Here is a 25,491-nt window from a genome sequence, read left to right on the forward strand (position 1 = left end):
CGCCATCTCATAGCCTCAGGTGGAAGCAGGGCGATGTTACTGACCGTCATCTATATTATTGCAATTACCGCTGAAGCCATGACCGGGGCACTGTCCGCTGGCCGGCGCAGCATGGACTGGTTTGGCGTGATGATTATTGCCTGTGTCACGGCACTGGGCGGTGGTTCGGTCCGTGATGTTCTGCTCGGACATTATCCCTTGACTTGGGTCAAACATCCCGAATATCTGGTGCTGACCTGTTGCGCCGCCTTCGTCACCATCCTGATTGCCAAATGGATGCGACAGTTACGTAATGTCTTCCTGGTACTGGATGCCTTGGGGCTCATTGGCTTTACCATTATTGGCTGTCAGATTGCCCTGGAAATGGGACATGGTTTTGTGGTCAGCGCCGTTGCGGGTGTCTTGACCGGTGTGTCTGGCGGGATTTTGCGTGATATTTTATGTAATGACGTACCGCTGGTGTTCCGCCGTGAACTGTATGCCAGTATTGCCTTTGTTTCAGTGATCTTTTACTGGCTCTGTAGTCACTACGGCTTGTCGCAGGATTTGACCATTCTGTCTACCCTGATCTTTGGTTTTAGCTTACGTCTGATCGCCATCTATTTTGGTCTGGAAATGCCAAAATTCATTTATAAAGATGATGATGAGCACTCGGCATCTTCCAAAGACGAATCTTAATTTTTAAATGTATGAAGTGCGGCAATAAAAATAGCCGTATTCAACTCAATTCGTAGTATAAAAAATATAAAGCAGCCCACCTGTTGAGAAAGCAGCATCTCCCGTTCCACCTGATCAGAGATTTTTGTTATGGATTTAGTTTCTCGCATACAACGCTTACCGATTGGTAGGTTTCACTACACCTTGCTGGTGGTGATTGGACTGGGCTGGATGTTTGATGCGATGGATACCGGATTGATTTCCTTTATCCTGGCAAAAATGGCTGAAGACTGGCAGATGACTGCCGATCAAAAAAGCTGGGTGGTGTCGATCGGTTTTGTCGGCATGGCGATCGGGGCGATTTGTTCAGGTGGCCTGGCAGACCGTTTTGGCCGTAAAACAGTCTTTGCTGCGACCCTGGTCATTTATAGCCTGGCCACGGCGGCCTGTGCTTTTGCACCGAATCTGACCTGGCTGCTGGTATTCCGTTTTATCGTTGGTCTAGGCTTGGGTGGTCAGCTACCCGTGGCCGTAACGCTGGTCAGTGAATATATTCCTGCGCATGTACGTGGCCGTTTTATTGTCTTGCTGGAAAGTTTTTGGGGGCTGGGCTGGCTGGTCGCGGCGCTAGTATCGCGCTTTATCATTCCAGATTTTGGCTGGCAAACCGCTTTCATGATTGGTGGCCTGCCTGCGCTGTATGCCATCGTGATCTGGAAAATGGTGCCGGAATCTATTCCTTTCCTGATTAACCGTGGCCGTATAGAGGAAGCTTCGGCACTGGTGAAAAAGATTGAGCGTCAATGTGGCGTTCAAGTCTATGAAATTTTTGAAGTGAAACCGGTCGCAGAGAAGCAGAATATTTCATTTTCCCAGTTATGGTCGGGTATCTTTGCGCGCCGTACGCTTATGCTCTGGCTGATCTGGTTCGGTATTATTTTTTCCTATTATGGCATCTTTACCTGGTTGCCAAGTTTACTGGTCAAAGAAGGCTATAGCATTGTCCAGTCTTTTGAATATGTGCTGATTATGATTCTGGCGCAGTTGCCCGGTTATCTGGTGGCGGCATGGCTGGTCGAAAAACTCGGTCGTAAGCCGACTTTGGCCGGCTTTATTGGCATGTGCGCGATTTCTGCCTATTTCTTTGGTCAGTCGGGTAGTGTTACTGAAATCGTGATTTGGGGCTGTCTGATGTCCTTCTTTAATCTGGGTGCCTGGGGCGTACTCTATACTTATACGCCGGAACAATATCCGACCAATATCCGTGCCTTTGGTTCAGGCTGGGCCGGGGCTGTTGGCCGGATTGGCGGTATCGCGGCACCTTTTGCCGTAACCCATCTGATGGGTATGCCGAATGGCTTTAGCTATGTCTTTACCATGTTTACGGCAGTTCTGGTGGCTGTCGCGATTGTGATTCTGGTCCTGGGTGAAGAAACCAAAGGCAAGACCCTCGAATCAATGGGCTTATAAACAGAATGATTTTTTAGTTGCTTAGGGCCTATAAAGTGGATATTTTTAGGCCATAAGACACAAATTGTCGCGCTGAACGATTTGATGCCCTTGTGTCATCTACAGCCACGACTTAGCATAAGAAACATTGATACAAAAACGAATTATTTAGGACTATAGGTTGTTATGACAAGCCTTGCGCATCATGCGACAGAAAACCGCTCCGTAGCAGAATTTACCGAACAAGCTTATCTGAATTACGCCATGTACGTGATTATGGATCGGGCACTCCCTCATATTAGCGATGGCCTGAAACCGGTACAGCGCCGGATTGTCTATGCCATGAGTGAGCTGGGCCTGAAATGGACCAGCAAACCAAAGAAATCGGCACGTACAGTCGGTGACGTACTGGGTAAATACCATCCGCATGGTGACTCGGCCTGTTATGAAGCCATGGTGCTGATGGCACAGCCCTTTAGTTATCGTTACCCGTTTATTGAAGGGCAGGGCAACTGGGGTTCACCAGATGATCCAAAGTCTTTCGCAGCGATGCGTTATACCGAAGCCAAGCTTTCCCAGTACAGTGAACTATTACTGTCTGAACTGGGACAGGGCACCTGTGAATGGCAGGACAACTTTGACGGTTCGATGAAAGAACCGGTGAACTTGCCGGCACGTGTACCGAACATCTTGCTGAATGGCACCACTGGTATTGCTGTCGGTATGGCCACAGACATTCCACCGCATAACCTGCGTGAAGTGGTCAAAGGGACGATTGCGCTAATTCGTAATCCGAACCTGACCGATGAAAAAATCGCAGAATATATTCCTGCGCCAGACTTGCCGACCAAAGCCGAAATTATCACCCCGCCTGCTGAACTGTTAAAAATTCAGACCACAGGTCGTGGCAGTTATCGCATGCGTGCGGTCTATAGCGTCGATAAAAACGAAATTATCATCACCGAACTGCCATATCAGGTCTCAGGCTCCAAAATCATCACCCAGATTGCCGATCAGATGCAGGCCAAAAAACTGCCACTGGTCAGTGATGTACGGGATGAATCGGATCATGCCAATCCAACCCGTTTAGTGATTGTTCTGCGTTCGAATCGTATTGATGCCGAATCGGTGATGAGTCACTTGTTTGCCACCACCGATCTGGAATCCAGTTATCGTGTCAATATGAACATGATTGGTGCCGATGGCCGTCCACAGGTGAAATCAATTCGTCGTATTTTGCTGGAATGGATTGAAATCCGTAAAACCACGGTAACACGCCGTCTGCAATATCATCTGAACAAGATCGAAAAACGCCTACATATTCTCGGCGGTCTGATCATTGCTTATCTGAATATTGACGAAGTGATTCAGATTATTCGTGAAGAAGATCAGCCAAAACCAGTTTTGATGCAGCGTTTTAATATTGACGAGATTCAGGCCGAAGCGATTCTAGAACTAAAATTGCGTCATTTAGCCAAGCTTGAAGAAATGGAAATGCGCCGTGAGCAGGAAGAACTGGAAGCAAAAGCGGCAGTAATTCGTGAACAACTGGCCAATCCAGAATCTTTAAAAAGCCTGATCATTTCTGAACTGAAAGACGATGCCAAGAAATTTGGTGATGATCGCCGTTCGCCAATCGTACAACGTGCCGAAGCTGCTGCAATTAATGAAACTGAAATGTTGCCGGCCGATCCGGTAACGGTGGTGTTATCAGAAGCTGGCTGGATTCGCTGTGCCAAAGGTCATGAAGTCGATGCAGAAAATCTGAATTTCCGTGCGGGTGATCAGTACTTGAGTCATGCACAGGGCAAATCCAATCAACGCGTTTATGTATTAGATGACACTGGCCGTAGCTATGCCTTGGCCATCAACACATTGCCATCCGCACGTGGTCTCGGTGAGCCGCTCAGTTCAAAACTGTCTCCTGGCAGTGGGGTGGGTTTTAAACAGGTTCTGGTGGCAGAGGATGAAACTGAAATTCTAGCGGCAAGTAATAAAGGTTATGGTTTTAAAACCCAGGCCAAGCAGCTGGATACCAGTGCCAAAGCGGGGAAAGCTTTCCTGAATTTATCTGAAGGGGCAGAGGTCATGAACCTGCAGCCACTCGATGATGCCACGCATGTTGCACTGCTCAGTTCAGCAGGACGCCTGTTGATTGTCGATTTAGCAGAATTACCTGTATTGAACAAAGGTAAAGGAAATAAATTGATACAACTTGAAGATAGCGATCAAATTTTGTCCATGACAATATTGAAGCTTGATGAAATAATTCAAGTGCTTGCAGGACAACAGCAGTTAAAATTAAAAGGGGATGATTTGCGCAAATATATCGGTAAGCGCGGTGCAAAAGGACAGCTTTTACCACGCGGATATCAAAAAGCAAATAAACTGTTGATTCAAAGATAAGACTAGCATCCATCCTGCGAAATACGTTATATATGAACAACGATTCAACAAGATGGATGCAATATCGCACATATACAAGTCTAAAAATGGCGTGTGATATTGAAAAAAACAGTTGAAATACTAAGGATTATGATTGGAGAGATGGCCATTATGGAAAAAATTTGGTTTGCTGAATACCAAAAAACAGGGATTCCAGAAACAGTAGAATTACCAGCAGAAAATACTTCTCTAGTAGATGTTTTTGAGCGTAATTTCCAAAAATTCGGCTCGCGTGATGCCTTTATCTTTATGGATAAGGCAATGACTTTCAATGAACTGGAAGAGGCGAGCCGTAAGTTTGCAACTTATCTACAAAGCTTGGGGTTGGCAAAAGGTTCACGTGTGGCAGTGATGATGCCAAACGTTCTTCAGTATCCGGTTGTGGCACTTGGGGTGTTCCGCGCAGGTTTGGTACTGGTCAACGTGAATCCACTCTACACATCACGTGAACTTGAGCATCAATTAAATGACTCTGGCGCTGAAGTGCTGGTGATTATTGAAAACTTTGCTTCTGTTTATCAAGCAATTATTGGTAAAACACCGGTGAAACATGTCGTGGTAGCTTCTGTCGGTGACATGCTGGGTGCCTTGAAAGGGACACTGGTGAACTTTGTATTGCGTTCTGTGCGCAAGCAAATTCCAGCTTGGGATATTCCAGGCCATGTGAGATTTAATGCGGCGTTATCTAAAGTTAATCCAAGTAACTATAAACGCCCTGAATTGACCCTGAGCGATACAGCAGTTCTTCAGTACACAGGGGGTACCACGGGTGTATCTAAAGGTGCTGAACTGACGCATCGTAATCTGGTTGCGAACATGTTGCAGTGTGACGGTATTTTCCAGAGCAAATTTGGTGCGCAAGATGGCCAGCCAGATGACCGTATTTTCTGTGCCTTACCGCTTTATCATATCTTTGCTTTCATGGTGTGCGCACTTTACGGTATGTACAAAGGTCAGGCGAACGTTCTGATTCCAAACCCGCGTGATTTACCTGCGGTGATGAAAGAGCTACGTAAATATCAACCGACTTTCTTCCCGGCAGTGAACACGTTGTTCAATGCGCTGGTAAATAATGAAGAGTTCAAGCAACTTGATCATAGCAAGTTGAAAATGGCGATGGGCGGCGGTATGGCCGTACTTCCTTCTACTGCAGCAGCATGGAAGAAAGTTACCGGAACCAATATCGTTGAAGGCTATGGTTTGTCTGAAACTTCTCCGGTGGCAACAGCAAACCCACCTGCGTCTGAAGAATTCAGTGGCACTATTGGTATTCCATTACCATTGACTGAAGTGGCTATTCTGGATGATGAAGGCAATGAAGTTCCACTGGGTGAGCAAGGTGAAATTTCAATCCGTGGTCCTCAGGTCATGAAAGGCTATTGGAACCGTCCAGATGAAACTGAAAAAGTCATGGTGAATGGCTTCTTCCGTACCGGTGATATCGGTGTCATGGATTCACGTGGTTATGTGAAAATTGTAGACCGTAAGAAAGACATGATTTTAGTGTCTGGTTTTAACGTCTATCCATCTGAAATTGAAGAAGTTGTAGCAACTCATCCAAAAGTACTGGAAGTGGCTGCGATTGGTGTGCCAGATGAAAAATCGGGTGAAGTGCCAAAACTGTTTGTCGTGAAAAAAGATCCGTCTTTAACCACAGAAGAAGTTTTAGCATTCGCTAAAGAAAACCTGACCGGTTATAAACGTCCACGTTATGTCGAGTTTATGGATGAATTGCCAAAATCAAACGTAGGTAAAATCCTGCGTAAAGATTTACGTAAAACAGCCTAATACCTATAAGAAAAAAAAAGCGCCGTCAGGCGCTTTTTTTGATTTGGACTTTTTATTTTTTCATTAACCAGCGATCAAAATAAGGACGACCTACGCCGACTACTCCCAAGAAAATAAACATGGTACCGAACTGGCGGGTAAATCCGGTTTGATTAAAGCTGCCATAACTTAGAATGTTGTCGATCAAGCAATACACCAGAATCGCGACCAGCCAGTGCCAGAGAGGCATACGCTTGATACCGACGAAATAAAAGGCAATCCATAAAATGGCAAAGGTGAAGATTGGTGACCAGATATTCATATTGGCACAAATGACAGCCATCAGAAATGCCACAATCGGTAGGACAATTTTTAATACGCGATCCACTTGACGTTGATGCTGGCGTTGTTTCTCGAGGACATCGAACATTTCATTTTGATCAGGCGCGACCATAGTGAATCCTTAACAAGTAATAAAAAGCACTCTATTTAACAAAATTTATTCACGAAATGCCATGCTATGATAGAGATAAAATTTTCATGAGAAAAAACAGATGCACAGCATTAGTGGGGTTATTTATCTCATTTTGGCCGCTTGTCTTTTGCCTTATGTGTTTACATTGATTGCAAAAAAATCAGCAGGCTTCAGCACTAAAGACAATCAGAATCCACGGGCATTTTTAGAAAAGTCTTCAGGCTTGGCCAGTCGCGCCAATGCTGCCCAGCAGAATAGCTTTGAAAGTTTGCCACTCTTTATTGCTGCGATCTTGATGGCAGAGTACATGGTGATATCACAAGATTTGGTCATGATTTTTGGTGTGGCTTATCTGGTTTTTCGTGTGTTGTACGGAATCTGCTATCTGGCCAACTGGGCGACTTTACGCTCCATTGTATGGTTGCTCTCGATGTTATGTCCGGTGGCTTTATTGCTGCTGATCATCAAGTTGGTTTAAGTCATCAGGTCTGCGGACATATTTACAGTTCGATATTTTAAAATCCAAAAAAATCTTTAAAAACCGTTATAATTGTCGCGGTTTTTTAAAAGATATAACTTGTTAAAGAGTGATGCTATGAGCTACAGCAATATCCCAGCGGGTAAAGATGCGCCAAACGATATCTATGTGATCATCGAAATTCCTGCAAATGCAGCACCAATCAAATACGAAATCGATAAAGATTCTGATGCGTTATTTGTAGACCGTTTCATGGGTACAGCAATGTTCTACCCAGCAAACTACGGTTATGTACCAAACACACTATCGCTTGATGGTGACCCATTAGACGTACTGGTTGTAACGCCTCATCCAGTAGAGCCAGGTTCTGTCATTCGTTGCCGTCCTGTCGGTAAATTGAACATGGAAGATGATGGTGGTGTTGATGCGAAACTGGTTGCAGTTCCACATGACAAACTGACTCCAATCTACAAAGATGTTCAGGAATATACTGATCTTCCTCCATTGTTGATCAGCCAGATCGAACATTTCTTCCAGCACTACAAAGATTTAGAGCCAGGAAAATGGGTTAAGTTAAGTGGTTGGGAAGGTGCTGATGTTGCAAAACAAGAAGTACTGGACTCAATTGCTGCTTATGCAGAAGCAAATAAATAATTGCTTTTTGTCGTCCAGGTTTTAACTTTTTAAAGCCTGGAATAAAAAAACCTGCACAATGTGCAGGTTTTTTTTATTGCTTGAAATTCGTGTGAATTAGAATAATTTCACAGGAATATCTAACCAGATACGCCATTCGTTAGTGTCACCAATGTAGTTAGATTGATAATCATCACTTGCACGGTAGTAAGAATGACGAAGACGTAAGCTTGCATCTTTCGCAAAACCAGACTGAACAGTATATTTCACTTGGTTAAAGAATTCGCGCTCATGCTCATTATCACTGATCATAGTACCTGCATTGTTAGTAGCTTTAATATCCCAACCATAAACAAAAGCAGATGTCCAAGATAATCCAGGAACATTTACAGCACCAAAGTCAAATGTATATTGAAGTTGCGCTGATTTTTCGTCATTACCAATAAAGTCAGACAGGTATGAATTCGGCATATAAATCGATTGTTTACCATCACCTACGCCTGTACCCAAACCATAGTCATAGCCAGTGTTACCAAAATTTTGCTGGTAAGCAAGCATGACATTATGTGGACCATGATTATAAGTTGTAGATAAAGCTAAAATAGTATTATCGAATGAATCATCTGGTGAGCCGATTTGAGAATAAAGATATGGATTTGCTTCTTTATCCCATTTTGTATGGTAACCACTGAAATCATGAGTTAATGTGCTTTTATCTGCCAATGCATAGCTATAGTTGGCATTAACATAGTGGCGGTCTAAGCGGTCTTTAATGTCTGTACCATAATAAGAAGCATTAACTGCATCATTAAATTTATATTTCGCGCCCCAAACCACTGCACGATCCAGCTTTGCACCATCGGAATTGATTTGGTTGGAAAGCTGATTTTCTGTGAATTTACCAGCAATCAGGTTTAAGTTTTCAATTTCGTTACTTTGAACCAATACGCCAGTATAGTATTCAGGCACTAAACGCGCAGTATTGCTTGCAAGTACAGGTAAGTCTAAAACCTGAGTACCGTAAGTCGCAGTCGTATTTGATACACGAGCTTTCACATATGCACCGCCACGAGCCCAGTGGTCATAAGCATCTTTAGTACCATCAGCATTATTTTGAGGGTGGACTGGGATCATATCATTGCCAGTATGACCATTTTCACCCAATTTAAATGAAGCATCACCAATAATACCAGCACCAAAGCCTACAGTACCTTGAGTAAAGCCAGAGTCTAGTTTAACAATCGCAGTTTGTGCAAAGGAGCTCGTATCTGGTACGTTATTTTTCTTGTCACGGTGCAAATAGCCGGTACGGAAAAGTACAGAACCTTCAGCATCTTCTACAAAACCTTTAGACTCGCTTTGCTCGCTAGCGAAAGCGGTAGAAACCAAAGCAGCCTGAATCAAAACTGCTAATGTTAATTTTTTTGAATTTTGCATTGGGAAGAGAGCCTTATACAAATTGATCGGAATTTTTTAGGAATTGTATAAGAATTGCTGAAAAAATGTCATTTTTTATTGGATATATTCCACTAAAGTTTAGATTTTTTAACTCAAATTAAACAATAGCAAGGATTTGAGGTGATTAATTTCTAACCTATCGGTAAAAAGTGAGTAAAAACATAATTTTATTGGAAATTATAAATGATATTTCTAAAGTGGTGAAATGAATGTGATCAGCTTATTTATTTTGAAACGGGAGAAAAATATGATCAAAAATTACGCACTATTTTTTAGCACAAATTTTAATCATTACAAAAATGGAATCAAAATGGGGCAAATTGTAAATGATTATGTATAAGTATTAAAAAAGTGATGAAATAGCCTTAAATACATTTATTTAAAAGAAAGCCTAGATAATTCAGTTTTTTATAATTCAAATTTTAAATTAAAAACAATAACTTAAATTTTATTTATATTTTTAGATTTATTATTTTGGTTCCTTTTATCCAGATTGGCATAGCTCTTGCAAATTTTGAGCTTGAGTTTAATCAATGATCATAAAAACGTCTCAGACGATCTGGGGGAGCCACACAATGAAATTAACATTAAAAGTATTATCTCTTGCTTTATTGGGCGCTGTATCTTCTTTTACTTTTGCCGAAGAACCTGTTGCTGAACATACGGTATCTGGAAATATCAGCGTACTTTCGAGCTATAACTTGCGTGGTATTACTAACATTCCTGAAAATAGCGGCGCTACCTTACAAGGTGGACTTGATTATAACCATGCGTCTGGCTTCTATGCAGGTTGGTGGGGATCTACGCTAGATTACCCTTTGTCTGAAGAAGGACGTGATGCTTTCGAAAATAACTTCTATGCTGGCTATAGCCATGCAGTCAATGATGACTTAGGTTTAACGATCGGTACGACCTACTATTATTATTATGAATCTGATGTCAATTCTGATGGATTTGAGCTGTTACTGGGTATGAGCTATAAAGATTTGGGCGTTACAGCACAAACTCTTCTTGAAGATACTACTTGGGGCAATGCAGGTGATACCTATTTAAAAGCTACTTATAGCTATGCTTTACCACAAGATTTCAGCTTGGATACAGCTTTAGGCTTATACGCTTATGAAAAATCAGGTGACTTTATTGAAGGAACTACAGAAAGTTTTGGTTTCCGTCATTTTGACATCGGTTTAAGCAAGCCACTTGGTGACACAGGTGTAACTGCAAGCATGAATTATATCTTGGGTGGTTATGATCGTTTTGATGAAAAACAAAAGAATAAAGTCGTATTTGGACTCGGTTATAGCTTCTAATCCTCTTTAGATAAAAAAGGCGACCTTAGGTCGCCTTTTTTTAATGATCTAAATCTGCTGCTGCCCGCGATAAGACAGGGCCTCCGAAAGATGCTGACTTTGAATATCTGGACTTTGATTTAAATCGGCAATGGTGCGTGCAACACGCAAGACCCGATGATAGCCGCGCGCTGATAAATTCAGTTTTTGCTGAGCCATTTCAAGCATATTCTGAGCAGACTGATCTAATGCGGCATATTGCTCTAACTGCTTTGGACTCAAACTCATATTCAAGGTATTTTGCCGTTGCATCTGAATTTCATAGGCTGCAATGACGCGTTGTCTAACCGTTTCTGAGTTTTCTGTAGGTCGATTGTCCTGTAATTCATGCGCTTGTAATGGCGGTACATCAATATGCAAATCAATCCGATCCAGCAACGGGCCTGAAATCCGGTTCTGATAGCGTTTAATACTTTCGGGTGAACATTGGCAGCGGATATCTTGATTGAATGCATACCCACATGGACATGGATTCATGGCAGCCACCAACTGGAAATTAGCCGGAAAGGTAATCTGGCGTGATGCTCGGGAAATGACGATTTCTTTCGCTTCCAAAGGCTGACGTAGAACCTCCAGCACTTTGCGGTCGAATTCAGGCAGTTCGTCCAGAAATAAAACCCCTAAATGTGCCAGGGTAATTTCTCCTGGCTTGGGGTGTGAGCCGCCACCGACCAATGCCACCGCAGAAGCAGTATGGTGTGGTGCTCGAAACGGCCGTTGTCCAAAAGGGTGATTGGCATTCGCCACCGAATAAATACTGGCCACTTCCAGATTTTCCTGCGTCTTTAAGGGCGGCAAAATACTGGCCAATCGAGAAGCCAGCAAGGTCTTGCCTGTTCCGGGTGGGCCTCGAAACAGCAGGGAATGACCACCTGCCGCAGCAATTTCCAAGCCACGCCGTGGTCGTAATTGTCCTTTTACATCCGCCAGATCAAACTTATAAAAATGGTCAGTATTGAGTGGACTGGCTTCTATTTGCGGTAAGCGCTGCGCTTGGGAAAGATGTTCACACACTTCTTTTAAATGATTGGCTGCAAAGACTTTAAAGTCTGGGAGCTGACAGGCTTCCTGTGCATTGGGGCCAGGCAAAATCAGTTGATGCTGGTCACTTTGACAGGCAATGGCAATACTTAAGGTGCCGCTGACAGGACGTAATTGACCATCGAGGGCCAATTCTCCAATAAATTCAAGATGCTCGGTGCAATTTTCAGGCAGCTGCCCAGAGGCCACTAAAATACCTAAAGCAATCGGTAAGTCCAGACGTGAGCCATCTTTTGGCAGATCTGCAGGGGCCAGATTAATGGTCAGACGTTTGGTTGGAAATTGAAAGCCGCTATTCAAAATGGCAGAACGGACCCGGTCTTTACTTTCACGTACCGCCGCTTCGGGAAGCCCCACTATAGTGAGCGAAGGCATACCCGAACTGACATGAACTTCGACTTCAATTAAAGGCGCATGCAGGCCCAGCAAGCCTCGCGTATAAATTTTGGCAAAAGACATTATTATTGTTCCAATTTGGTGCGTTATTTTTATCGTTCTGTTGTCTTTTATGCACTGTAGTTGTGCTTATTTTTTGTTCGAAATTCTCTCTTCTAATGCTTCCACCTGTTTGAGCAAATCATTCAGGCGATGATTGGCATTATTTAGGGCAGTACGCTGACGTTCTATTTCTTCTTTAGACACCAAATCCATTTTCGCCACAGCTTCATTTAACAAGGCACGGATATTATGTTCCAAATCTTTCTTAGGTTGTTCGACTTGCTGCAAAATTGCTTGTAATAAAGTTTCAATCATTGTCTGATCCATCGCCGTAGAAAGGAACCGACAGTTTAGCATTGCTAAAATGCAGACTATAGTATTTCAGACAAAATATAGACTTATTCGATTAAAGATATTGTAAAAATCCACATAAAAAATGTCTATTTTTTGAAGATTCAAAGCCTTTATCCGTATAAAATAAGGTATAAATAAACCATATGCCGGGCTTTCTAATTTCCCCCGACCTTAGGAATCTTGGCATGAAATTTGAACGTAAAACCTTACTGGTGAAATAAGCCGAAGGAAAACAAACATGAAGCTCGTAACTGCAATTGTAAAACCTTTTAAATTAGACGATGTTCGCGAAGCATTGTCTGAAATTGGTGTTCAAGGCATCACTGTAACTGAAGTGAAAGGCTTTGGTCGTCAAAAAGGCCACACTGAACTCTATCGTGGTGCTGAATACGTTGTAGATTTCTTGCCGAAAGTCAAAATTGAAATCGCGATTAGCGATGAAATGGTAGACGCGGTGATTGAATCTATTACTCGTGTGGCGAGCACTGGAAAAATCGGTGACGGAAAAATTTTCGTGACCAACTTAGAACAAGTCATCCGTATTCGTACAGGTGAAACAGGTGCAGACGCTGTCTAACTTGGCACGAAGTTTGCTGAGTACCTAATAACTCACAAAAACTTGGTTGGGGGATACGAATGAAAAAAATGCTACTCGCGTTCGGCATGGCCGGCGCTCTTTTTGGTGGTTCTGTTGCATGGGCTGAAGAAGCTGCAACAGCAACAGCACCGACAGAAGAAATTGTGCTTGTTGAAGAAGCAGGCGATACAACAAATACAACAACAGACACGATAGCAGCAATTGCTGAAGCAGCGCCAGTTGAAGCTGCAGCGCCTGCAGAAGAAGAACCAACGCTAGATACCGGCGATACCGCTTGGGTTTTAACCTCTACCGCTCTAGTTTTACTCATGACCATTCCTGGCTTGGCGCTATTTTATGGCGGTATGGTCCGCAAGAAAAACGTTCTGGCGACGATGGCACATAGCTTTATTGCTGCGGCGGTGGTCAGTATTGCTTGGGTGATTATTGGTTATACCCTAGCTTTCGGTGAAGGCAATGCCTTTATAGGTGGCCTGGATAAATTCATGCTGGCCGGTATTACCACAGAGGCGCTTTCAGGCACGATTCCTGAAATCCTGTTTGTGATTTTCCAAATGACTTTTGCCATCATTACGGTTGCCATCATCAGCGGTTCGATTGCAGAGCGTATGAAATTTGGTGCTTTCGTTGCTTTTATCGCACTTTGGGTGGTGATTGTTTATGCACCAATTACCCACTGGGTATGGGGTGGTGGCTGGTTAGGTAACGACGGCGCGCTTGATTTTGCCGGTGGTACGGTTGTACATATCAACTCGGGTGTTGCCGGTCTGGTAGCGGCATATATGCTGGGCAAACGTATGGGTTTGGGTCGTGAATCTATGGCACCGCATAACCTGACGCTTACAGTAGTTGGTGCATCTTTGCTCTGGGTAGGCTGGTTCGGTTTCAACGGTGGTTCTGCATTAGGTGCCAACGGTTCTGCAGGCTATGCCTTGATCGTGACTCAAGTCGCAGCAGCGGCAGCAGCCATCTCCTGGTTAATCACTGAAAAACTGGCACGTGGTAAAGCTTCTGTACTGGGCGGCGTATCGGGTGCAGTTGCTGGTCTGGTGGTCATTACTCCAGCTGCAGGTTTTGTGACTGTAGGCGGTGCATTGGCGATGGGTCTGATCGGTGGTGTGGTGTGTTTCTGGGGGATTACTGCACTGAAACGTGCATTGAAAGCCGATGACTCTTTAGATGCTTTTGGTTTGCATGGTGTAGGTGGTATTGTCGGCGCGATTTTAACCGCGTTCTTTGCCAGCGAATTCATCATGGGGGACAATGCTCCTGCAAATGTCATGCATCAGCTTTGGGTGCAAGTGGAAGGTGTACTGGCAACCATTGCTTACTCTGCGATCATGACCTTCATTATCCTGAAAGTCATTGACTTGATCATTGGAATCCGTGTGGCATCTGATGATGAGCGTATGGGTCTGGATTTAAGCCAACATGGCGAACGTGTCGAATAATAATCAATACACCATAATCAATATATAGTGTAAAACAGCCCGAATGGGCTGTTTTTTTTCTATATGTTGCGTAAAACTCTACAAAGTTTGTAATTTTTGCTACACTCGGAATCCATCTGGATTTGTTCAATTAAACCGCTATGCATTGCCCATTTTGCAATACTGCAGACAGTAAAGTGATTGATTCACGCCTGGCAGCTGAAGGCTGTCAGATTCGTCGTCGCCGTGAATGTGTCAGTTGTAATGAACGCTTCACTACCTTTGAAAGCTATGAAGTGGTGATGCCGCGCGTCATCAAGTCGGATGGTAAAAATGAACCTTTCGATGAAGCCAAATTACGCCGTTCCCTGATGCATGCCTTACAAAAACGCCCGGTGACCCAAGAGCAGATTGAAACGGTGCTGAGCGATATTCAGCTACAGATTCGTCGTTTAGGTGAGCGTGACGTGAAATCACGTACCATCGGTGAAATCGTGATGCAGTCTTTATTTGCTCTGGATCATGTTGCTTATGTGCGTTTCGCTTCGGTCTATCAGGATTTTCAGGATGTTGAAGCTTTTCGTCATCAGATTGAACAGATGCAACAACGAGAATTACAAGAATAAGCATGGTTGAACTGAATCAAGATCAAGTCTGGATGCGCCGGGCCATTGAATTGGCTCGTCAAGGGCAATATTCCACCAAACCGAATCCGAATGTCGGCTGCGTCATTGTTAAAGATGGTGTGATTGTTGGAGAAGGTTTTCATCCTCAAGCCGGCCAGCCACATGCTGAAGTGTTTGCGTTGCGTCAGGCCGGTGAACAGGCACGTGGTACCACAGCTTATGTCACCTTAGAGCCTTGTGCGCATTATGGCCGGACGCCGCCTTGTGCCAAAGGGCTGGTGGAAGCAGGTGTGGCTAAAGTTGTCGTAGCCTGTCCAGATCCCAATCCACTGGTGGCCGGAAAGGGCGTACAGATGCTCAAAGATGCCGGCATTGAGGTAGACGTTGGCATCTGTGAAAATGAAGCGCATGAGCTGAATCAAGGTTTCCTGAAAGCCATGGCGACTGGCATGCCTTATGTGCGTTTAAAAATTGCCTCAAGCCTGGATGGCCGTACCGCAATGGCATCGGGTGAATCGAAATGGATTACCGGTGTGGAAGCGCGTCAGGATGTACAGCATTGGCGTGCGATTTCAGGCGCAGTGATCACCGGAATTGATACGGTTCTTGCGGATGACTGTCAGCTGAATGTGCGGCAACTGGATGGGATTGAAGATATCAAGACCGTGGTGCAACCGAAACGAATTATTCTAGACCGTCAGGGGCGTTTACCACTAAACGCAAAAATTTTAGCGCAAGCTGATACCGTAATGGTGATGGGGCCATTTCGTCAGGAGCTTGCAGACCTAGGTGTGCTACACTTGCCGGTACAGCCTTTAGCAGAATTATTAAAGCAACTGGTTCAACAGCATCAGATTTATGATGTCTTGGTGGAAGCAGGGGCGACCTTATCTACGGCATTTTTACAACAAAAATTGGTTGATGAACTGATCAGTTACGTTGCACCGACCCTATTGGGTCGGTCTGCGCGTACCATGTTTAATGCAGAATTTAGCCATATGGCCGAACAACTCCGATTTAAGCTGTGCGATGTAACTCGCTTAGGTGATGACGTGCGCTTCAGGCTAATTCCTTTTCAAGAGACACTATGAGTTCAGAGTCTACGGTTTATCATAAACGTCGCCATGCGGCACGTACCACCGATGAATATCTTTTCCATCAGCTGGTTCCTTATCTGGGCAATAAACGCCGTTTACTGCATTTAATTCTGGAAGCGTTGGAAAGTACGGGAACTCTGAACCGTGCTGATGGTCGTGCGCCGATTTTTGCTGACTTTTTTGCAGGTTCAGGCGTGGTCTCGCGCTTGGCCCGTCAGAATGGCTATCGTGTGATTGCCAATGACTGGGAGCCGTATAGCCATGCGCTGAATCATGCGGTACTGGCCTGTACTGAAGCACCGGCATTTAAAGAACTCGGTGGCTATCAGAAAGCAATTGATTATCTGAACCGTCTGCCGGAAGTGAAAGGCTGGGTAACGCATAACCTGTGTCCGCGTAATGATGAAATTTATGATCCAGCCCGTGACCGTTTGTTCTTTAAACGTCGTAACGGTATGCGTATTGATGCCATCCGTCAGCAGATTGCAGCCTGGCAGGCACAAGGTGCAATTGATGATGTAGAGATGTCTGCCTTGCTGGCACCCTTGCTGTATTCTGCCAGTTTTGTCAGCAATACTTCAGGCGTTTTCAAAAGCTTTCATCATGGCTGGGGCGGGAAAACCCAAACTGCGCTGGAACGGATTGAATCATTGCTGTGGCTGACTCCAAGCCGTTTTTGCGAGTCGGATCAGAAAAAGGGAATGGCCGCAGAAATGTGGTGTGTTGATGCCCAGCATCTGGCCAACCAGATGAGCGGCTTTGAAGTAGATGTAGCTTATCTGGATCCACCGTATAATCAGCATGCTTATAGCAGTAATTATCATGTGCTGAATGCGCTGACCTTATGGGATCAGGCCGATTTACCGACTCCGGATACCAAGGGCTTTAAGAGCGGGATTGACCGGGCATGGCGCAAAGAGCGTCCGAGCCAGTACAATTCCTCTAAATATGCCAAAGAAGCTTACGAGAGCCTGTTGGCCACCATCAATGCACGTTTCATTCTGACCAGTTATTCAACTGACGGTAATATCAGCGCTACCGATTTGTTACAGGCCAATCTGAAACGTGGCCGGGTGACCTTGCTAACCCAGGATGTGCCGCGTTATCGTGTTAGCAAACAGCGCCAGTCTGAACGTGCCCGCGTGCTGGAATTTATTGTGATTACCGATACCCACGCCAAGTCAGGTCCACCGATCCGTCAATTACTCAGCCAGCTGCATCATTATGCAGAATTGGGTGGTGTGGATACGACCGGCGTTAGTACCCAGTTGGCCCTCTGGTAAAAGAATTGAAAAGGAAATAAAAATGTTTACAGGTATTATCGAAAGCCTCGGCAAAGTCGAAAGTCTGCAAAGCGTTGGTGGTGATGTACGTTTACGCATCCAGACCGATCTGGACATGTCTGATGTACATCTGGGTGATTCTATCGCGACCAATGGTATCTGCCTGACCGTGATCGACTGGGGCGAGAACTGGTATGCGGCTGATGTTTCCCGTGAAAGTCTGAACCGGACCACGCTCGGCACCTGGAAAGCCGGTCAACCTGTCAATGTTGAAAAAGCCATGTTGCCGACTACGCGTTTTGGCGGTCATATTGTGTCAGGTCATGTCGATGCAGTCGGCGAGATCACCCTGGTACGTGAAGATGCACGTTCAATTTATTATGAAGTGACTGCACCTGCTGAAATTGCCAAATATCTCGCAGAAAAAGGCTCGGTCACAGTCGACGGCATCAGTCTAACGATTAATCATTTGCGTGGTAGCGTGATTAGTCTGAACCTGATTCCACATACTGCTGAACGTACCAATATCGGTACCTGGAAAGTCGGTAGCAAGGTCAATCTGGAAGTGGATGTATTAGCACGTTATATCGAGCGTTTATTGCTCGGTGATAAAGCCGCCCAAACCACTGAACAATCAAAAATCAGTATGGATTTCCTGGCTGAAAATGGTTTCTTAAAATAAGAGAAATGTTGATTTACTGAACAGTCTGATTGAAAAATTAGACTGTTTTTTTATTTTTCGGGATAATCAGCAGTTCAACTTGCAAATATTGCCTTGGTGGACGGGTCGAATGCTCGATTTTTTACTTAACTTGGAACAGTCATTGCCGCTATTGCTCGATCAATATGGGGTATGGATTTATGCAATCCTGTTTCTGGTGATTTTTGCAGAAACCGGTTCAGTGTTTTTCTTTTTCCTGCCCGGCGACAGTCTATTGCTGGCTGTGGGAGCTTTATGTGCCAGCAGCGATCTGGTGACCCTGCATTCGATGGGGCTGTTGTTATTCACTGCTTCGGTGCTGGGCTATAGCGTGAATTATTACACCGGAAAAGTTCTTGGCTTAAAATATTTCAATCAACATTCACGCTATTTTAAGCCGGAATATATGGTGAAAACCAACCACTATTTTATGAAACATGGCGGTAAAACTATTTTAATCGCACGTTTTATTCCCTTTGTCCGCTCATTTGGCCCTTTTGCTGCCGGTTCAGCGCATATGAGCTTTGCCACATTCAGCTTTTATAATATTGCGGGTGGCATCCTCTGGATTGGCACTTTATTAAGCATTGGCTATCTGCTCGGAAATGCTGCCTTTATGCTGGCAGATTTTTTGTAAGATGCGACATAGAAGATAAAAAAGCCCGAATTTTCGGGCTTTTTTAATGTGAAAGGATCATTTAAATATTGCGTGGCTGATCAGAAAATTCAGAATTTTTCAGCATATACTCGATTTCTTCTTTGGCTGCCGCACGCATTTTTTCACGAAGTGCATTCACGGTCTGTTCAATCACGGTTTCTGCCTCAAGTTCCAGACGTAAACGCACACTTTCTAATTCGGATAAAATGGACTGGTCCTCAATCTGGATGCGACCTTTGGCAAAATCAAAAGTCGTCTCAGGATTTTTTGCATAACGTGCGACATAGTGCTGCACTTCAGCCTCTAGATGCGTATTTATTTCAGCAAGCACCTGACTCTGTTCGCTAAATTTACGCTGTTCCTCATGACGTAGCTGTTCTTGATAGGCCTGTTCTTCAGCACGTTTCTCGGCCAAGGCTTTTTCAAGCGCGAGCTGTTTGCGAATACGGGCTTCTTCAATTAATTCGGCCTTGCGCTGTGCATAGGCAGCTTCAATCTTGCGTTCAGATTCTTGCTGTAAGCGCTGGTCGCGACTCTGCCATTCTTCCAAAGACGTTTCTGGTTTTAAAATATCGCAGATCCGAGAGAGGTCATCGATAAAGGTCTGACGTACAGCTTCCGGCACATTTAACCAGCGCTGTTTAAAATCGGGACCTACATTTAATGCCACGTGCCTCTCCTTGTGGATGATATCGGTTAAAGCTTATGGGTGTCCGGTTCAATACCTAAACGACGATATTGCTTGAATTTTTCACGACCCAGCTGTTTAGCCGTTTCATGGTTTTCAATGATCTCAATAATGTGACTAAATTTTGTGTAAGGTTCAAGTGCTTCCGGATTAAAATTGAAAATAATCCAGTCGGACTGTTCCGGCAGTGTTGCCGAAATACAGACCGTCGCCTGAGGCTGGTCAATACCATGCGGAATAAAACTCGCGGGATCAAAACTCCACAGGCGTTCATCCAGCTGCTGTTGCAAATCTGTATCGGCACACAATAACCAGATTCGCGCCGGCTGGCGCAGAATCTTACGGCATAAACGACAAGTGCTGTCCACTTGTCGTTCAGGGCTTTTTTCAAATAAATAAAAGCTGACTTTAGCCATTGCTTTGAACGCGACTCGTCAGGAATTGCATCAATAATGGAACTGGACGGCCGGTTGCACCTTTATTGGTACCTGAGTTCCACGCCGTACCCGCAACATCCAGATGTGCCCAGCGATATTCACGGGTAAAACGTTGCAGGAAGCAGGCTGCAGTCACAGAACCGGCTTTTGGACCACCGATATTGCCAATGTCGGCAAATGGTGAATCCAGTTGTTCCTGATAGTCTTCCAGTACCGGCATACGCCATACCCGGTCAAAGGAATGCTGGCCGGCAGCTTCTAGTTCTGCTGCCAGTTTATCATCTGGCGTGAACAGACCCGTTAGTACTGAACCCAAAGCGACCACACAGGCACCGGTTAAGGTCGCAATATCAATCACCAAAGCAGGATTAAAACGTTTTACATAGGTCAAGGTATCACATAGGACCAAACGACCTTCGGCATCGGTGTTCAGGATTTCAACCGTCTGACCACTCATGGTCGTTACGATATCGCCAGGACGGGTGGCTTTGCCTGAAGGCATGTTTTCTGCTGCAGCGATGGTTCCCACCACATGTAGAGGTAAGCGGGCTTCGCACAATGCACGCATCGTACCGAGTACAGAGGCTGCACCGCACATGTCGTATTTCATCTCGTCCATGCCTGCGCCTGGTTTAAGGGAAATACCGCCGGTGTCAAACGTAATACCTTTACCCACCAAGACTACCGGCGCTTCGCTACGCTCTGACTGATATTCCATGCTGATAATACGACCAGGACGCTCTGAACCTTTACTTACCGCAAGGAAGGCACCCATGCCTAAATCTGCCATCTGCTGTTCATCTAGCACAGTGACTTTAAGCAGCTCCGGATATTCGGCCGCCAAAGCCACTGCCTGTTCTGCAAGATATTCAGGGAAACAGATATTGCCTGGGCGGTTGCCCAGATCACGTGCCAGGTTTTGTCCGCTTTGCACCGCTTGTACCAGTTGCAACTGCTCGGTAGTTAAGACGCTATGGGTGGCAATCAGGTCGATCTGCTCGAGCACAAATTCATTCTTCTTGGATTTATATTCATCATAACCATAGCTGGCCTGAGTCAGAAACAGGGCAAACAGATAGTGGAATTCTTGTGGAAGTTGTGTCAGATCTACAGAAATCTGTTTGAATTTTTTTTGAGTGACTTGAATAATAGTTTGCGCGATTTTTGCAAGTTTTGCCGGTTGCAGTTCAGCGACCTTGCCTAAACCAATCAGCGCTGCATGGCTGGACTGGCTCACCTGACCAATCAGGCTCAGGCTTTCTGCCAACGCTGCCTTGAATTGAGAGGCTTCAATTAATGTGTCTAAATTATTGATTTGATAGGTTGCGGTTGTATTCTGAAGTTGTTCTGAGTCAACTAAAATCAACAAAGATTGACTTGATCCATTCTCTGGGAATGACGTATTAATTGTAAGTTTCATATTCTGTTTTCACGCCTGTCTAGATGGGTAAATCATTCAGTCATTGAAACATTTATCCGAATAGATTTTCAATGGGCAGGGCGGCCTAGGTTTTATATTTTTGCTATTCGGGTAAACTAGCACTCGTTTTATGGACCTTATTTTGGAAGAATTAATTTGATTATTCGGCGTTATCTGGTCAAGCAAGTTGTCTCGACATCCTTGGTGGTGATTGCCTTATTGACCTTGATCATGATGGGCGGTCGACTGATCAAGTATTTTGGTGTCGCGGCGCAAGGCCGTCTGGATGCAGGCATTTTATTTAGCATTATTGGCTACCGTTTGCCTGAATTCTTAACCCTGATTCTTCCGCTCGGTTTCTTTATTGGGCTGATGCTGGTGTTTGGCCGTTTATATGTCGACCATGAAATGGCCGTGATGAATGGTAGTGGCGTCAGTCGGCATCAATTGGCACGTCTACTGGTGCCGATGACCCTGGTGTTTTTGATTGCTCAGGCCGGATTGATGCTTTGGGCTGCGCCGTGGGGCATTCGTCAGTTTGAAGCCCTGACCACCAGTCAGGCGGTACGTACCGGCTTTGATCTGGTGCGACCGAAAGAATTTATTTCCTCCGGACCCTATACCATTTATGCCGGCGACCTGTCTGAAGACCGTAAAAATTTAAAAGATATTTTCTTTTATCAGCGTGCGGAAAAAGAAGGCAAACCGGATGTGATGATTCTGGCGCAGGAAGCCACCCGAATTGAAGTACCGAATGATGCTGCCAATGTGGTGGATTTGGTCAATGGACGCCGTTATGAGATCTATCCGGGTACACCGCAATATACCCAAGCTGAATTTGAAAGCTATCGTCTGCGTTTAGAAAGCGATGAAGAAGCGCAATTTGCCAGTACTGAAGTTGAGGCCTTACCGACCTCGCAATTGTGGCAGAACCGTCAGGATCCTGTGGTGGCCAGTGAGTTGGGCTGGCGGGTGTTTGTTCCTTTTGCGATTCTGATTGCCCTGATTCTGGCTGTGGCCTTGTCTGAAGTGAGTCCACGACAGGGTCGATATCTCAAGTTATTTCCTGCCCTCATGATTTTTGCCAGTCTGATTGTGGCCCTGATGGCAGTGAAGACGCGGATCAGTAAAGAAGAAATGGGCATTTGGGCCTATCCATTGATTCTGATTGCCTATGCAATTGCGGGTGCCTTGTTCTCGCGTAAACAGAAATTAGGCCCGAAAATCAAGAAACAGATTCAGCGAGTGAGGTCTTAACAATGTTGGCACGTCGTATAGTTGCAAAACATGTGACCCAAACCACTGCGCTGGCGATGCTGGGTGCAACCGCGGTATTGGCGGGTTTACAGGTATTATTTACTTATCTGGGTGAGCTTGGTTCGCTCAAAGATGGTTATGGTGCCTGGGATGCCTTGAAATATGTGCTTTGGGGCGCACCAAATTATTTATATGAAATCCTGCCGATTTCTGCACTGATTGGTGCAGTTTTAGGTCTTGGTACATTAGCCTCGAATAGTGAGCTGATTGTGATGCGTTCGGTCGGCGTGAGCTTATGGCGTATTGTCGGGTGGGTGATCCGTTCAGCACTGTTGTTGGTGGTGTTGTCATTTGCCCTGAGCGAGTGGGTCATTCCTTATACCAATGAACAGGCCAAAAGCGTAAAAAGTGCCAGTAAAGCCGCTCAGCTCGGTGAAGTTCGTGGTTACTGGACTCGGGAAGGGCAGCGCTTTATTTATATCGATTATGCTAACTCGCAAGGTCAGTTGAAAAATGTGCAGATGCTGGACTTTGACCAGAACTATCGTTTGCGCGGTACCTTGCAGGCAGATCAGGGCCAATTTGTTAAAGATGGTTCCTGGACGCTGGACAACACAGAGCAGTTCGATATTCTCCAAAATGGTAATGCCACACTGGTTAAGCAGCAACAGCAACCTTTAGCGCTAGCATTACAGCCTAAATATGTGCATATGGTGACGATTGATCCTGAAGATTTATCGCCGAGTCAACTGGTCAGTTTCATGAGCTATATGCATGAATACAGCCAGGTGCCTAAAACCTATCAGCTGGCCTTCTGGCAAAAACTCGGCTCGCCTTTTGCCCTGATTGCACTAGTAGTGATCGCCTGTTCATTTATCTTCGGGCCATTACGTCAGCAATCCATGGGTTTTCGTCTGGTGATAGCTTTATTTGCCGGACTGGGTTTCTTCTATCTGCAGGATTTCCTCGGCTATGCCAGCTTGATCTATGCACCGTCTCCGGCCTGGTTCGTGTTTATTCCGATTCTGATCATGTTCGGCATCGGCGGATACTTGCTGCATCGGGCACGCTAAGGTACAGGAAAATAGAACAAATCAATCATCATGAGAGGCTTAAACCATATACGGGTCATGGCCTCTTTTTATAAACTTCGCTAAAATAGAGCGATTAATTCGTAGACGAACAGAGTATTTCATTATGACGGATGCAACTGCTGGCAAAATCCCTCACATTTTGGTGATTATGGATGGTGTGGGTCATCGCGAAGCGGTCGAAGACAATGCGTTTTTAGCAGCTAAACGACCAAATTTAACTGCGATACAGGACAAGCATCCGCATGGTTTGATCTCGGGTTCAGGTGAAGATGTCGGCCTGCCAGATGGCCAGATGGGTAACTCGGAAGTCGGACATATGAACCTCGGCGCAGGTCGTGTGCTGTATCAGGACTTTACCCGGATTACCAAAGACATTCGTACGGGCGACTTCTTTGAACATGAAGTTCTGGTCGATGCAGTTGAGAAAGCCAAAGCTGCAGGTGGGGCAGTACATTTGCTTGGCCTTTTGTCTGAAGGTGGTGTGCACTCCCATGAAGATCATATTGTGGCGATGGCAGAGCTAGCGCTAAAACGCGGTGCGCAAGTCTATTTACATGCATTCTTAGATGGTCGTGATACGCCGCCTAAAAGCGCACAACCTTCTTTAGAAAAACTCGATGCCTTATTCGCTCAATATCCAGGTCAAGGTCGTATTGCCACCATGATCGGCCGTTATTTTGCCATGGATCGTGACAACCGTTGGGATCGTGTTGAACAGGCCTATCGCTTGTTGACTGAAGGTGAAGCGGTTCGTACAGCTGCCAGCGCAGTTGAAGGTTTGGAACAGGCTTACGCAGCCGATGAGTCGGATGAGTTTGTTAAAGCGACCCGTATTGGCGATCTGGCGAAAATTCAGGATGGCGACAGCGTCGTATTCATGAACTTCCGTGCCGATCGTGCCCGTGAATTGACTCGCGCATTTGTAGAAAAAGACTTTGCAGGTTTTGAACGTAAAGTCGTGCCGAATTTGGCGAAGTTTGTCATGCTGACGCGTTATCAAGCCACGATTGATGCACCTGTAGCGTATATGCCTGAAGCGTTGAAAAACTCGATTGGTGAATACTTATCTGATTTGGGTAAAACACAGCTGCGCATTGCGGAAACAGAAAAGTATGCGCATGTGACTTTCTTCTTCAGCGGCGGCCGTGAAGATGAATACCCAGGTGAAAAACGTATCCTGATTCCATCGCCAAACGTAGCCACTTATGACCTTAAACCGGAAATGAGTGCTTATGAAGTGACTGATGAGCTGGTGGCTGCGATCAATTCAGGTGAATTTGACCTGCTGGTGGTGAACTTTGCCAATGGTGATATGGTCGGTCATACGGGGGTATTCGATGCTGCGGTGAAAGCTGTTGAAGCGGTTGATACCTGTTTGGGTCGGGTTTACGAAGCCGTGATGGCGCAAAAAGGTCATATGATTGTGACTGCCGATCATGGTAACGTTGAGCAGATGCAGGACTACCACAGTGGTCAGGTACATACCCAGCATACCACTGAATTGGTTCCGTTTATTTATGTCGGCCCAACTCAGGCCACAATCGTGGAAGGTGGGGTGCTTGCAGATGTCGCACCGACTTTATTAAACCTGATGCAAGTTCCGGTGCCGGCTGAAATGCAGGGCCGTAACCTGATTCAGCTTGATGCATAATCTTTAAT

24 protein-coding genes are annotated in these 25,491 nt (G+C 45.1%); 17 read left to right on the plus strand and 7 right to left on the minus strand.

From position 1 onward, the window contains the following. The first annotated feature begins 33 nt into the window (after nt 1-33). From NI462_RS05550 to NI462_RS05565, 4 genes are all read left to right on the plus strand, one after another. Nucleotides 34-678: a trimeric intracellular cation channel family protein gene (locus NI462_RS05550; RefSeq protein ID WP_004644893.1), complete on the plus strand. Its 645-nt coding sequence runs from the start codon at nt 34-36 to the stop codon at nt 676-678. A gap of 129 nt (nt 679-807) precedes the next feature. Continuing rightward, a complete protein-coding gene (niaP, locus tag NI462_RS05555; RefSeq protein ID WP_253159512.1) occupies nt 808-2,127 on the plus strand; it encodes a niacin transporter NiaP in 1,320 nt (439 codons plus the stop codon). 165 nt (nt 2,128-2,292) lie between these two features. Next, nucleotides 2,293-4,512, plus strand: a complete 2,220-nt coding sequence (gene parC / locus NI462_RS05560) for a DNA topoisomerase IV subunit A (protein ID WP_222112354.1) — start codon at nt 2,293-2,295, stop codon at nt 4,510-4,512. A gap of 150 nt (nt 4,513-4,662) precedes the next feature. After that, a complete protein-coding gene (locus NI462_RS05565) occupies nt 4,663-6,339 on the plus strand; it encodes a long-chain-fatty-acid--CoA ligase (RefSeq protein ID WP_005101517.1) in 1,677 nt (558 codons plus the stop codon). A gap of 52 nt (nt 6,340-6,391) precedes the next feature. Here NI462_RS05565 and NI462_RS05570 read toward each other — a convergent pair whose 3' ends face one another. Continuing rightward, complete coding sequence (locus tag NI462_RS05570; protein ID WP_114541475.1) at nt 6,392-6,772, minus strand: hypothetical protein; 381 nt, start codon at nt 6,770-6,772, stop codon at nt 6,392-6,394. A gap of 100 nt (nt 6,773-6,872) precedes the next feature. Here NI462_RS05570 and NI462_RS05575 point away from each other — a divergent pair, with 100 nt between their 5' ends. Together NI462_RS05575 and ppa are read left to right on the plus strand one after the other, a co-directional pair. Then, entirely contained in the window at nt 6,873-7,271 is a 399-nt protein-coding gene (locus NI462_RS05575; protein ID WP_253159514.1) for an MAPEG family protein, read from the plus strand. A gap of 117 nt (nt 7,272-7,388) precedes the next feature. Beyond that, on the plus strand, nt 7,389-7,925 hold the full coding sequence (ppa, locus tag NI462_RS05580) for an inorganic diphosphatase (protein ID WP_004281037.1): 537 nt from the start codon (nt 7,389-7,391) through the stop codon (nt 7,923-7,925). A gap of 96 nt (nt 7,926-8,021) precedes the next feature. On the opposite strand, the gene NI462_RS05585 is transcribed toward ppa, so the two are convergent. Continuing rightward, complete coding sequence (locus NI462_RS05585) at nt 8,022-9,341, minus strand: OprD family outer membrane porin (RefSeq protein ID WP_044108965.1); 1,320 nt, start codon at nt 9,339-9,341, stop codon at nt 8,022-8,024. 596 nt (nt 9,342-9,937) lie between these two features. Here NI462_RS05585 and NI462_RS05590 point away from each other — a divergent pair. Continuing rightward, a complete protein-coding gene (locus NI462_RS05590) occupies nt 9,938-10,672 on the plus strand; it encodes a TorF family putative porin (RefSeq protein WP_004732532.1) in 735 nt (244 codons plus the stop codon). Between the two features lie 48 nt (nt 10,673-10,720). On the opposite strand, the gene NI462_RS05595 is transcribed toward NI462_RS05590, so the two are convergent. Both NI462_RS05595 and NI462_RS05600 read right to left on the minus strand, forming a co-directional pair. Further along, complete coding sequence (locus NI462_RS05595) at nt 10,721-12,211, minus strand: YifB family Mg chelatase-like AAA ATPase (RefSeq protein WP_004732527.1); 1,491 nt, start codon at nt 12,209-12,211, stop codon at nt 10,721-10,723. 66 nt (nt 12,212-12,277) lie between these two features. After that, the gene (locus NI462_RS05600; RefSeq protein WP_004732524.1) at nt 12,278-12,505 is read right to left on the minus strand and encodes an accessory factor UbiK family protein; all 228 of its coding nucleotides are present in this window, start codon (nt 12,503-12,505) and stop codon (nt 12,278-12,280) included. A gap of 277 nt (nt 12,506-12,782) precedes the next feature. On the opposite strand from NI462_RS05600, the gene glnK reads away from it, so the two are divergent. The 7 genes from glnK to NI462_RS05635 all read left to right on the plus strand — a co-directional run bounded on the left by glnK (nt 12,783) and on the right by NI462_RS05635 (nt 18,915). Further along, nucleotides 12,783-13,121 carry a P-II family nitrogen regulator gene (gene glnK / locus NI462_RS05605; RefSeq protein WP_004281042.1) on the plus strand — a complete coding sequence of 113 codons (339 nt, stop codon included), beginning with the start codon at nt 12,783-12,785 and terminating at the stop codon, nt 13,119-13,121. Between the two features lie 59 nt (nt 13,122-13,180). Next, nucleotides 13,181-14,593, plus strand: coding sequence for an ammonium transporter (locus NI462_RS05610; RefSeq protein WP_180086764.1), 1,413 nt, complete (start codon nt 13,181-13,183; stop codon nt 14,591-14,593). 140 nt (nt 14,594-14,733) lie between these two features. Further along, complete coding sequence (gene nrdR / locus NI462_RS05615) at nt 14,734-15,198, plus strand: transcriptional regulator NrdR (RefSeq protein ID WP_004281044.1); 465 nt, start codon at nt 14,734-14,736, stop codon at nt 15,196-15,198. A 2-nt stretch (nt 15,199-15,200) separates the two neighbouring features. After that, nucleotides 15,201-16,289, plus strand: coding sequence for a bifunctional diaminohydroxyphosphoribosylaminopyrimidine deaminase/5-amino-6-(5-phosphoribosylamino)uracil reductase RibD (gene ribD / locus NI462_RS05620; RefSeq protein ID WP_253159515.1), 1,089 nt, complete (start codon nt 15,201-15,203; stop codon nt 16,287-16,289). Next, nucleotides 16,286-17,578 (plus strand): DNA adenine methylase, encoded by a 1,293-nt coding sequence (locus NI462_RS05625; protein ID WP_004644908.1) that lies wholly within the window; start codon nt 16,286-16,288, stop codon nt 17,576-17,578. Before ribD ends, NI462_RS05625 begins: the two co-directional genes overlap by 4 nt. Nucleotides 17,579-17,600: 22 nt before the next feature. Further along, entirely contained in the window at nt 17,601-18,260 is a 660-nt protein-coding gene (locus NI462_RS05630) for a riboflavin synthase (RefSeq protein ID WP_004644909.1), read from the plus strand. A gap of 109 nt (nt 18,261-18,369) precedes the next feature. Further along, nucleotides 18,370-18,915 (plus strand): VTT domain-containing protein, encoded by a 546-nt coding sequence (locus tag NI462_RS05635; protein WP_004281049.1) that lies wholly within the window; start codon nt 18,370-18,372, stop codon nt 18,913-18,915. A 61-nt stretch (nt 18,916-18,976) separates the two neighbouring features. Here NI462_RS05635 and blhA read toward each other — a convergent pair whose 3' ends face one another. Genes blhA through NI462_RS05650 form a run of 3 tightly spaced genes read right to left on the minus strand, consistent with a single transcriptional unit; the run spans nt 18,977 to nt 21,481 of the window. Next, nucleotides 18,977-19,606, minus strand: coding sequence for a cell division protein BlhA (gene blhA, locus NI462_RS05640; protein WP_004281050.1), 630 nt, complete (start codon nt 19,604-19,606; stop codon nt 18,977-18,979). A 26-nt stretch (nt 19,607-19,632) separates the two neighbouring features. Continuing rightward, on the minus strand, nt 19,633-20,040 hold the full coding sequence (locus NI462_RS05645; RefSeq protein ID WP_004281051.1) for a DNA polymerase III subunit chi: 408 nt from the start codon (nt 20,038-20,040) through the stop codon (nt 19,633-19,635). Next, entirely contained in the window at nt 20,033-21,481 is a 1,449-nt protein-coding gene (locus NI462_RS05650) for a leucyl aminopeptidase (protein ID WP_253159517.1), read from the minus strand. The genes NI462_RS05645 and NI462_RS05650 overlap by 8 nt, the downstream gene beginning before the upstream one ends. Before the next feature lie 156 nt (nt 21,482-21,637). Between NI462_RS05650 and lptF the strand changes: the two genes are divergently transcribed. From lptF to gpmI, 3 genes are all read left to right on the plus strand, one after another. After that, the gene (gene lptF, locus NI462_RS05655; protein WP_004281053.1) at nt 21,638-22,738 is read left to right on the plus strand and encodes an LPS export ABC transporter permease LptF; all 1,101 of its coding nucleotides are present in this window, start codon (nt 21,638-21,640) and stop codon (nt 22,736-22,738) included. 2 nt (nt 22,739-22,740) lie between these two features. Further along, a complete protein-coding gene (gene lptG, locus NI462_RS05660; protein WP_004281054.1) occupies nt 22,741-23,811 on the plus strand; it encodes an LPS export ABC transporter permease LptG in 1,071 nt (356 codons plus the stop codon). 124 nt (nt 23,812-23,935) lie between these two features. Further along, nucleotides 23,936-25,483 carry a 2,3-bisphosphoglycerate-independent phosphoglycerate mutase gene (gene gpmI, locus NI462_RS05665; protein WP_100357783.1) on the plus strand — a complete coding sequence of 516 codons (1,548 nt, stop codon included), beginning with the start codon at nt 23,936-23,938 and terminating at the stop codon, nt 25,481-25,483. The last annotated feature ends 8 nt before the right edge of the window (nt 25,484-25,491 follow it).

Origin of the sequence: Acinetobacter lwoffii, from assembly GCF_024129715.1 — a bacterium.
Lineage (GTDB): Bacteria > Pseudomonadota > Gammaproteobacteria > Pseudomonadales > Moraxellaceae > Acinetobacter > Acinetobacter lwoffii_U.

Coding starts and splice junctions, on each gene's coding strand:
- NI462_RS05550 (WP_004644893.1), top strand. CDS start 34: ATGTTACTGACCGTCATCTATATTATTGCAATTACCGCTGAAGCCATG.
- niaP (WP_253159512.1), top strand. CDS start 808: ATGGATTTAGTTTCTCGCATACAACGCTTACCGATTGGTAGGTTTCAC.
- parC (WP_222112354.1), top strand. CDS start 2,293: ATGACAAGCCTTGCGCATCATGCGACAGAAAACCGCTCCGTAGCAGAA.
- NI462_RS05565 (WP_005101517.1), top strand. CDS start 4,663: ATGGAAAAAATTTGGTTTGCTGAATACCAAAAAACAGGGATTCCAGAA.
- NI462_RS05570 (WP_114541475.1), bottom strand. CDS start 6,772: ATGGTCGCGCCTGATCAAAATGAAATGTTCGATGTCCTCGAGAAACAA.
- NI462_RS05575 (WP_253159514.1), top strand. CDS start 6,873: ATGCACAGCATTAGTGGGGTTATTTATCTCATTTTGGCCGCTTGTCTT.
- ppa (WP_004281037.1), top strand. CDS start 7,389: ATGAGCTACAGCAATATCCCAGCGGGTAAAGATGCGCCAAACGATATC.
- NI462_RS05585 (WP_044108965.1), bottom strand. CDS start 9,341: ATGCAAAATTCAAAAAAATTAACATTAGCAGTTTTGATTCAGGCTGCT.
- NI462_RS05590 (WP_004732532.1), top strand. CDS start 9,938: ATGAAATTAACATTAAAAGTATTATCTCTTGCTTTATTGGGCGCTGTA.
- NI462_RS05595 (WP_004732527.1), bottom strand. CDS start 12,211: ATGTCTTTTGCCAAAATTTATACGCGAGGCTTGCTGGGCCTGCATGCG.
- NI462_RS05600 (WP_004732524.1), bottom strand. CDS start 12,505: ATGATTGAAACTTTATTACAAGCAATTTTGCAGCAAGTCGAACAACCT.
- glnK (WP_004281042.1), top strand. CDS start 12,783: ATGAAGCTCGTAACTGCAATTGTAAAACCTTTTAAATTAGACGATGTT.
- NI462_RS05610 (WP_180086764.1), top strand. CDS start 13,181: ATGAAAAAAATGCTACTCGCGTTCGGCATGGCCGGCGCTCTTTTTGGT.
- nrdR (WP_004281044.1), top strand. CDS start 14,734: ATGCATTGCCCATTTTGCAATACTGCAGACAGTAAAGTGATTGATTCA.
- ribD (WP_253159515.1), top strand. CDS start 15,201: ATGGTTGAACTGAATCAAGATCAAGTCTGGATGCGCCGGGCCATTGAA.
- NI462_RS05625 (WP_004644908.1), top strand. CDS start 16,286: ATGAGTTCAGAGTCTACGGTTTATCATAAACGTCGCCATGCGGCACGT.
- NI462_RS05630 (WP_004644909.1), top strand. CDS start 17,601: ATGTTTACAGGTATTATCGAAAGCCTCGGCAAAGTCGAAAGTCTGCAA.
- NI462_RS05635 (WP_004281049.1), top strand. CDS start 18,370: ATGCTCGATTTTTTACTTAACTTGGAACAGTCATTGCCGCTATTGCTC.
- NI462_RS05645 (WP_004281051.1), bottom strand. CDS start 20,040: ATGGCTAAAGTCAGCTTTTATTTATTTGAAAAAAGCCCTGAACGACAA.
- NI462_RS05650 (WP_253159517.1), bottom strand. CDS start 21,481: ATGAAACTTACAATTAATACGTCATTCCCAGAGAATGGATCAAGTCAA.
- lptG (WP_004281054.1), top strand. CDS start 22,741: ATGTTGGCACGTCGTATAGTTGCAAAACATGTGACCCAAACCACTGCG.
- gpmI (WP_100357783.1), top strand. CDS start 23,936: ATGACGGATGCAACTGCTGGCAAAATCCCTCACATTTTGGTGATTATG.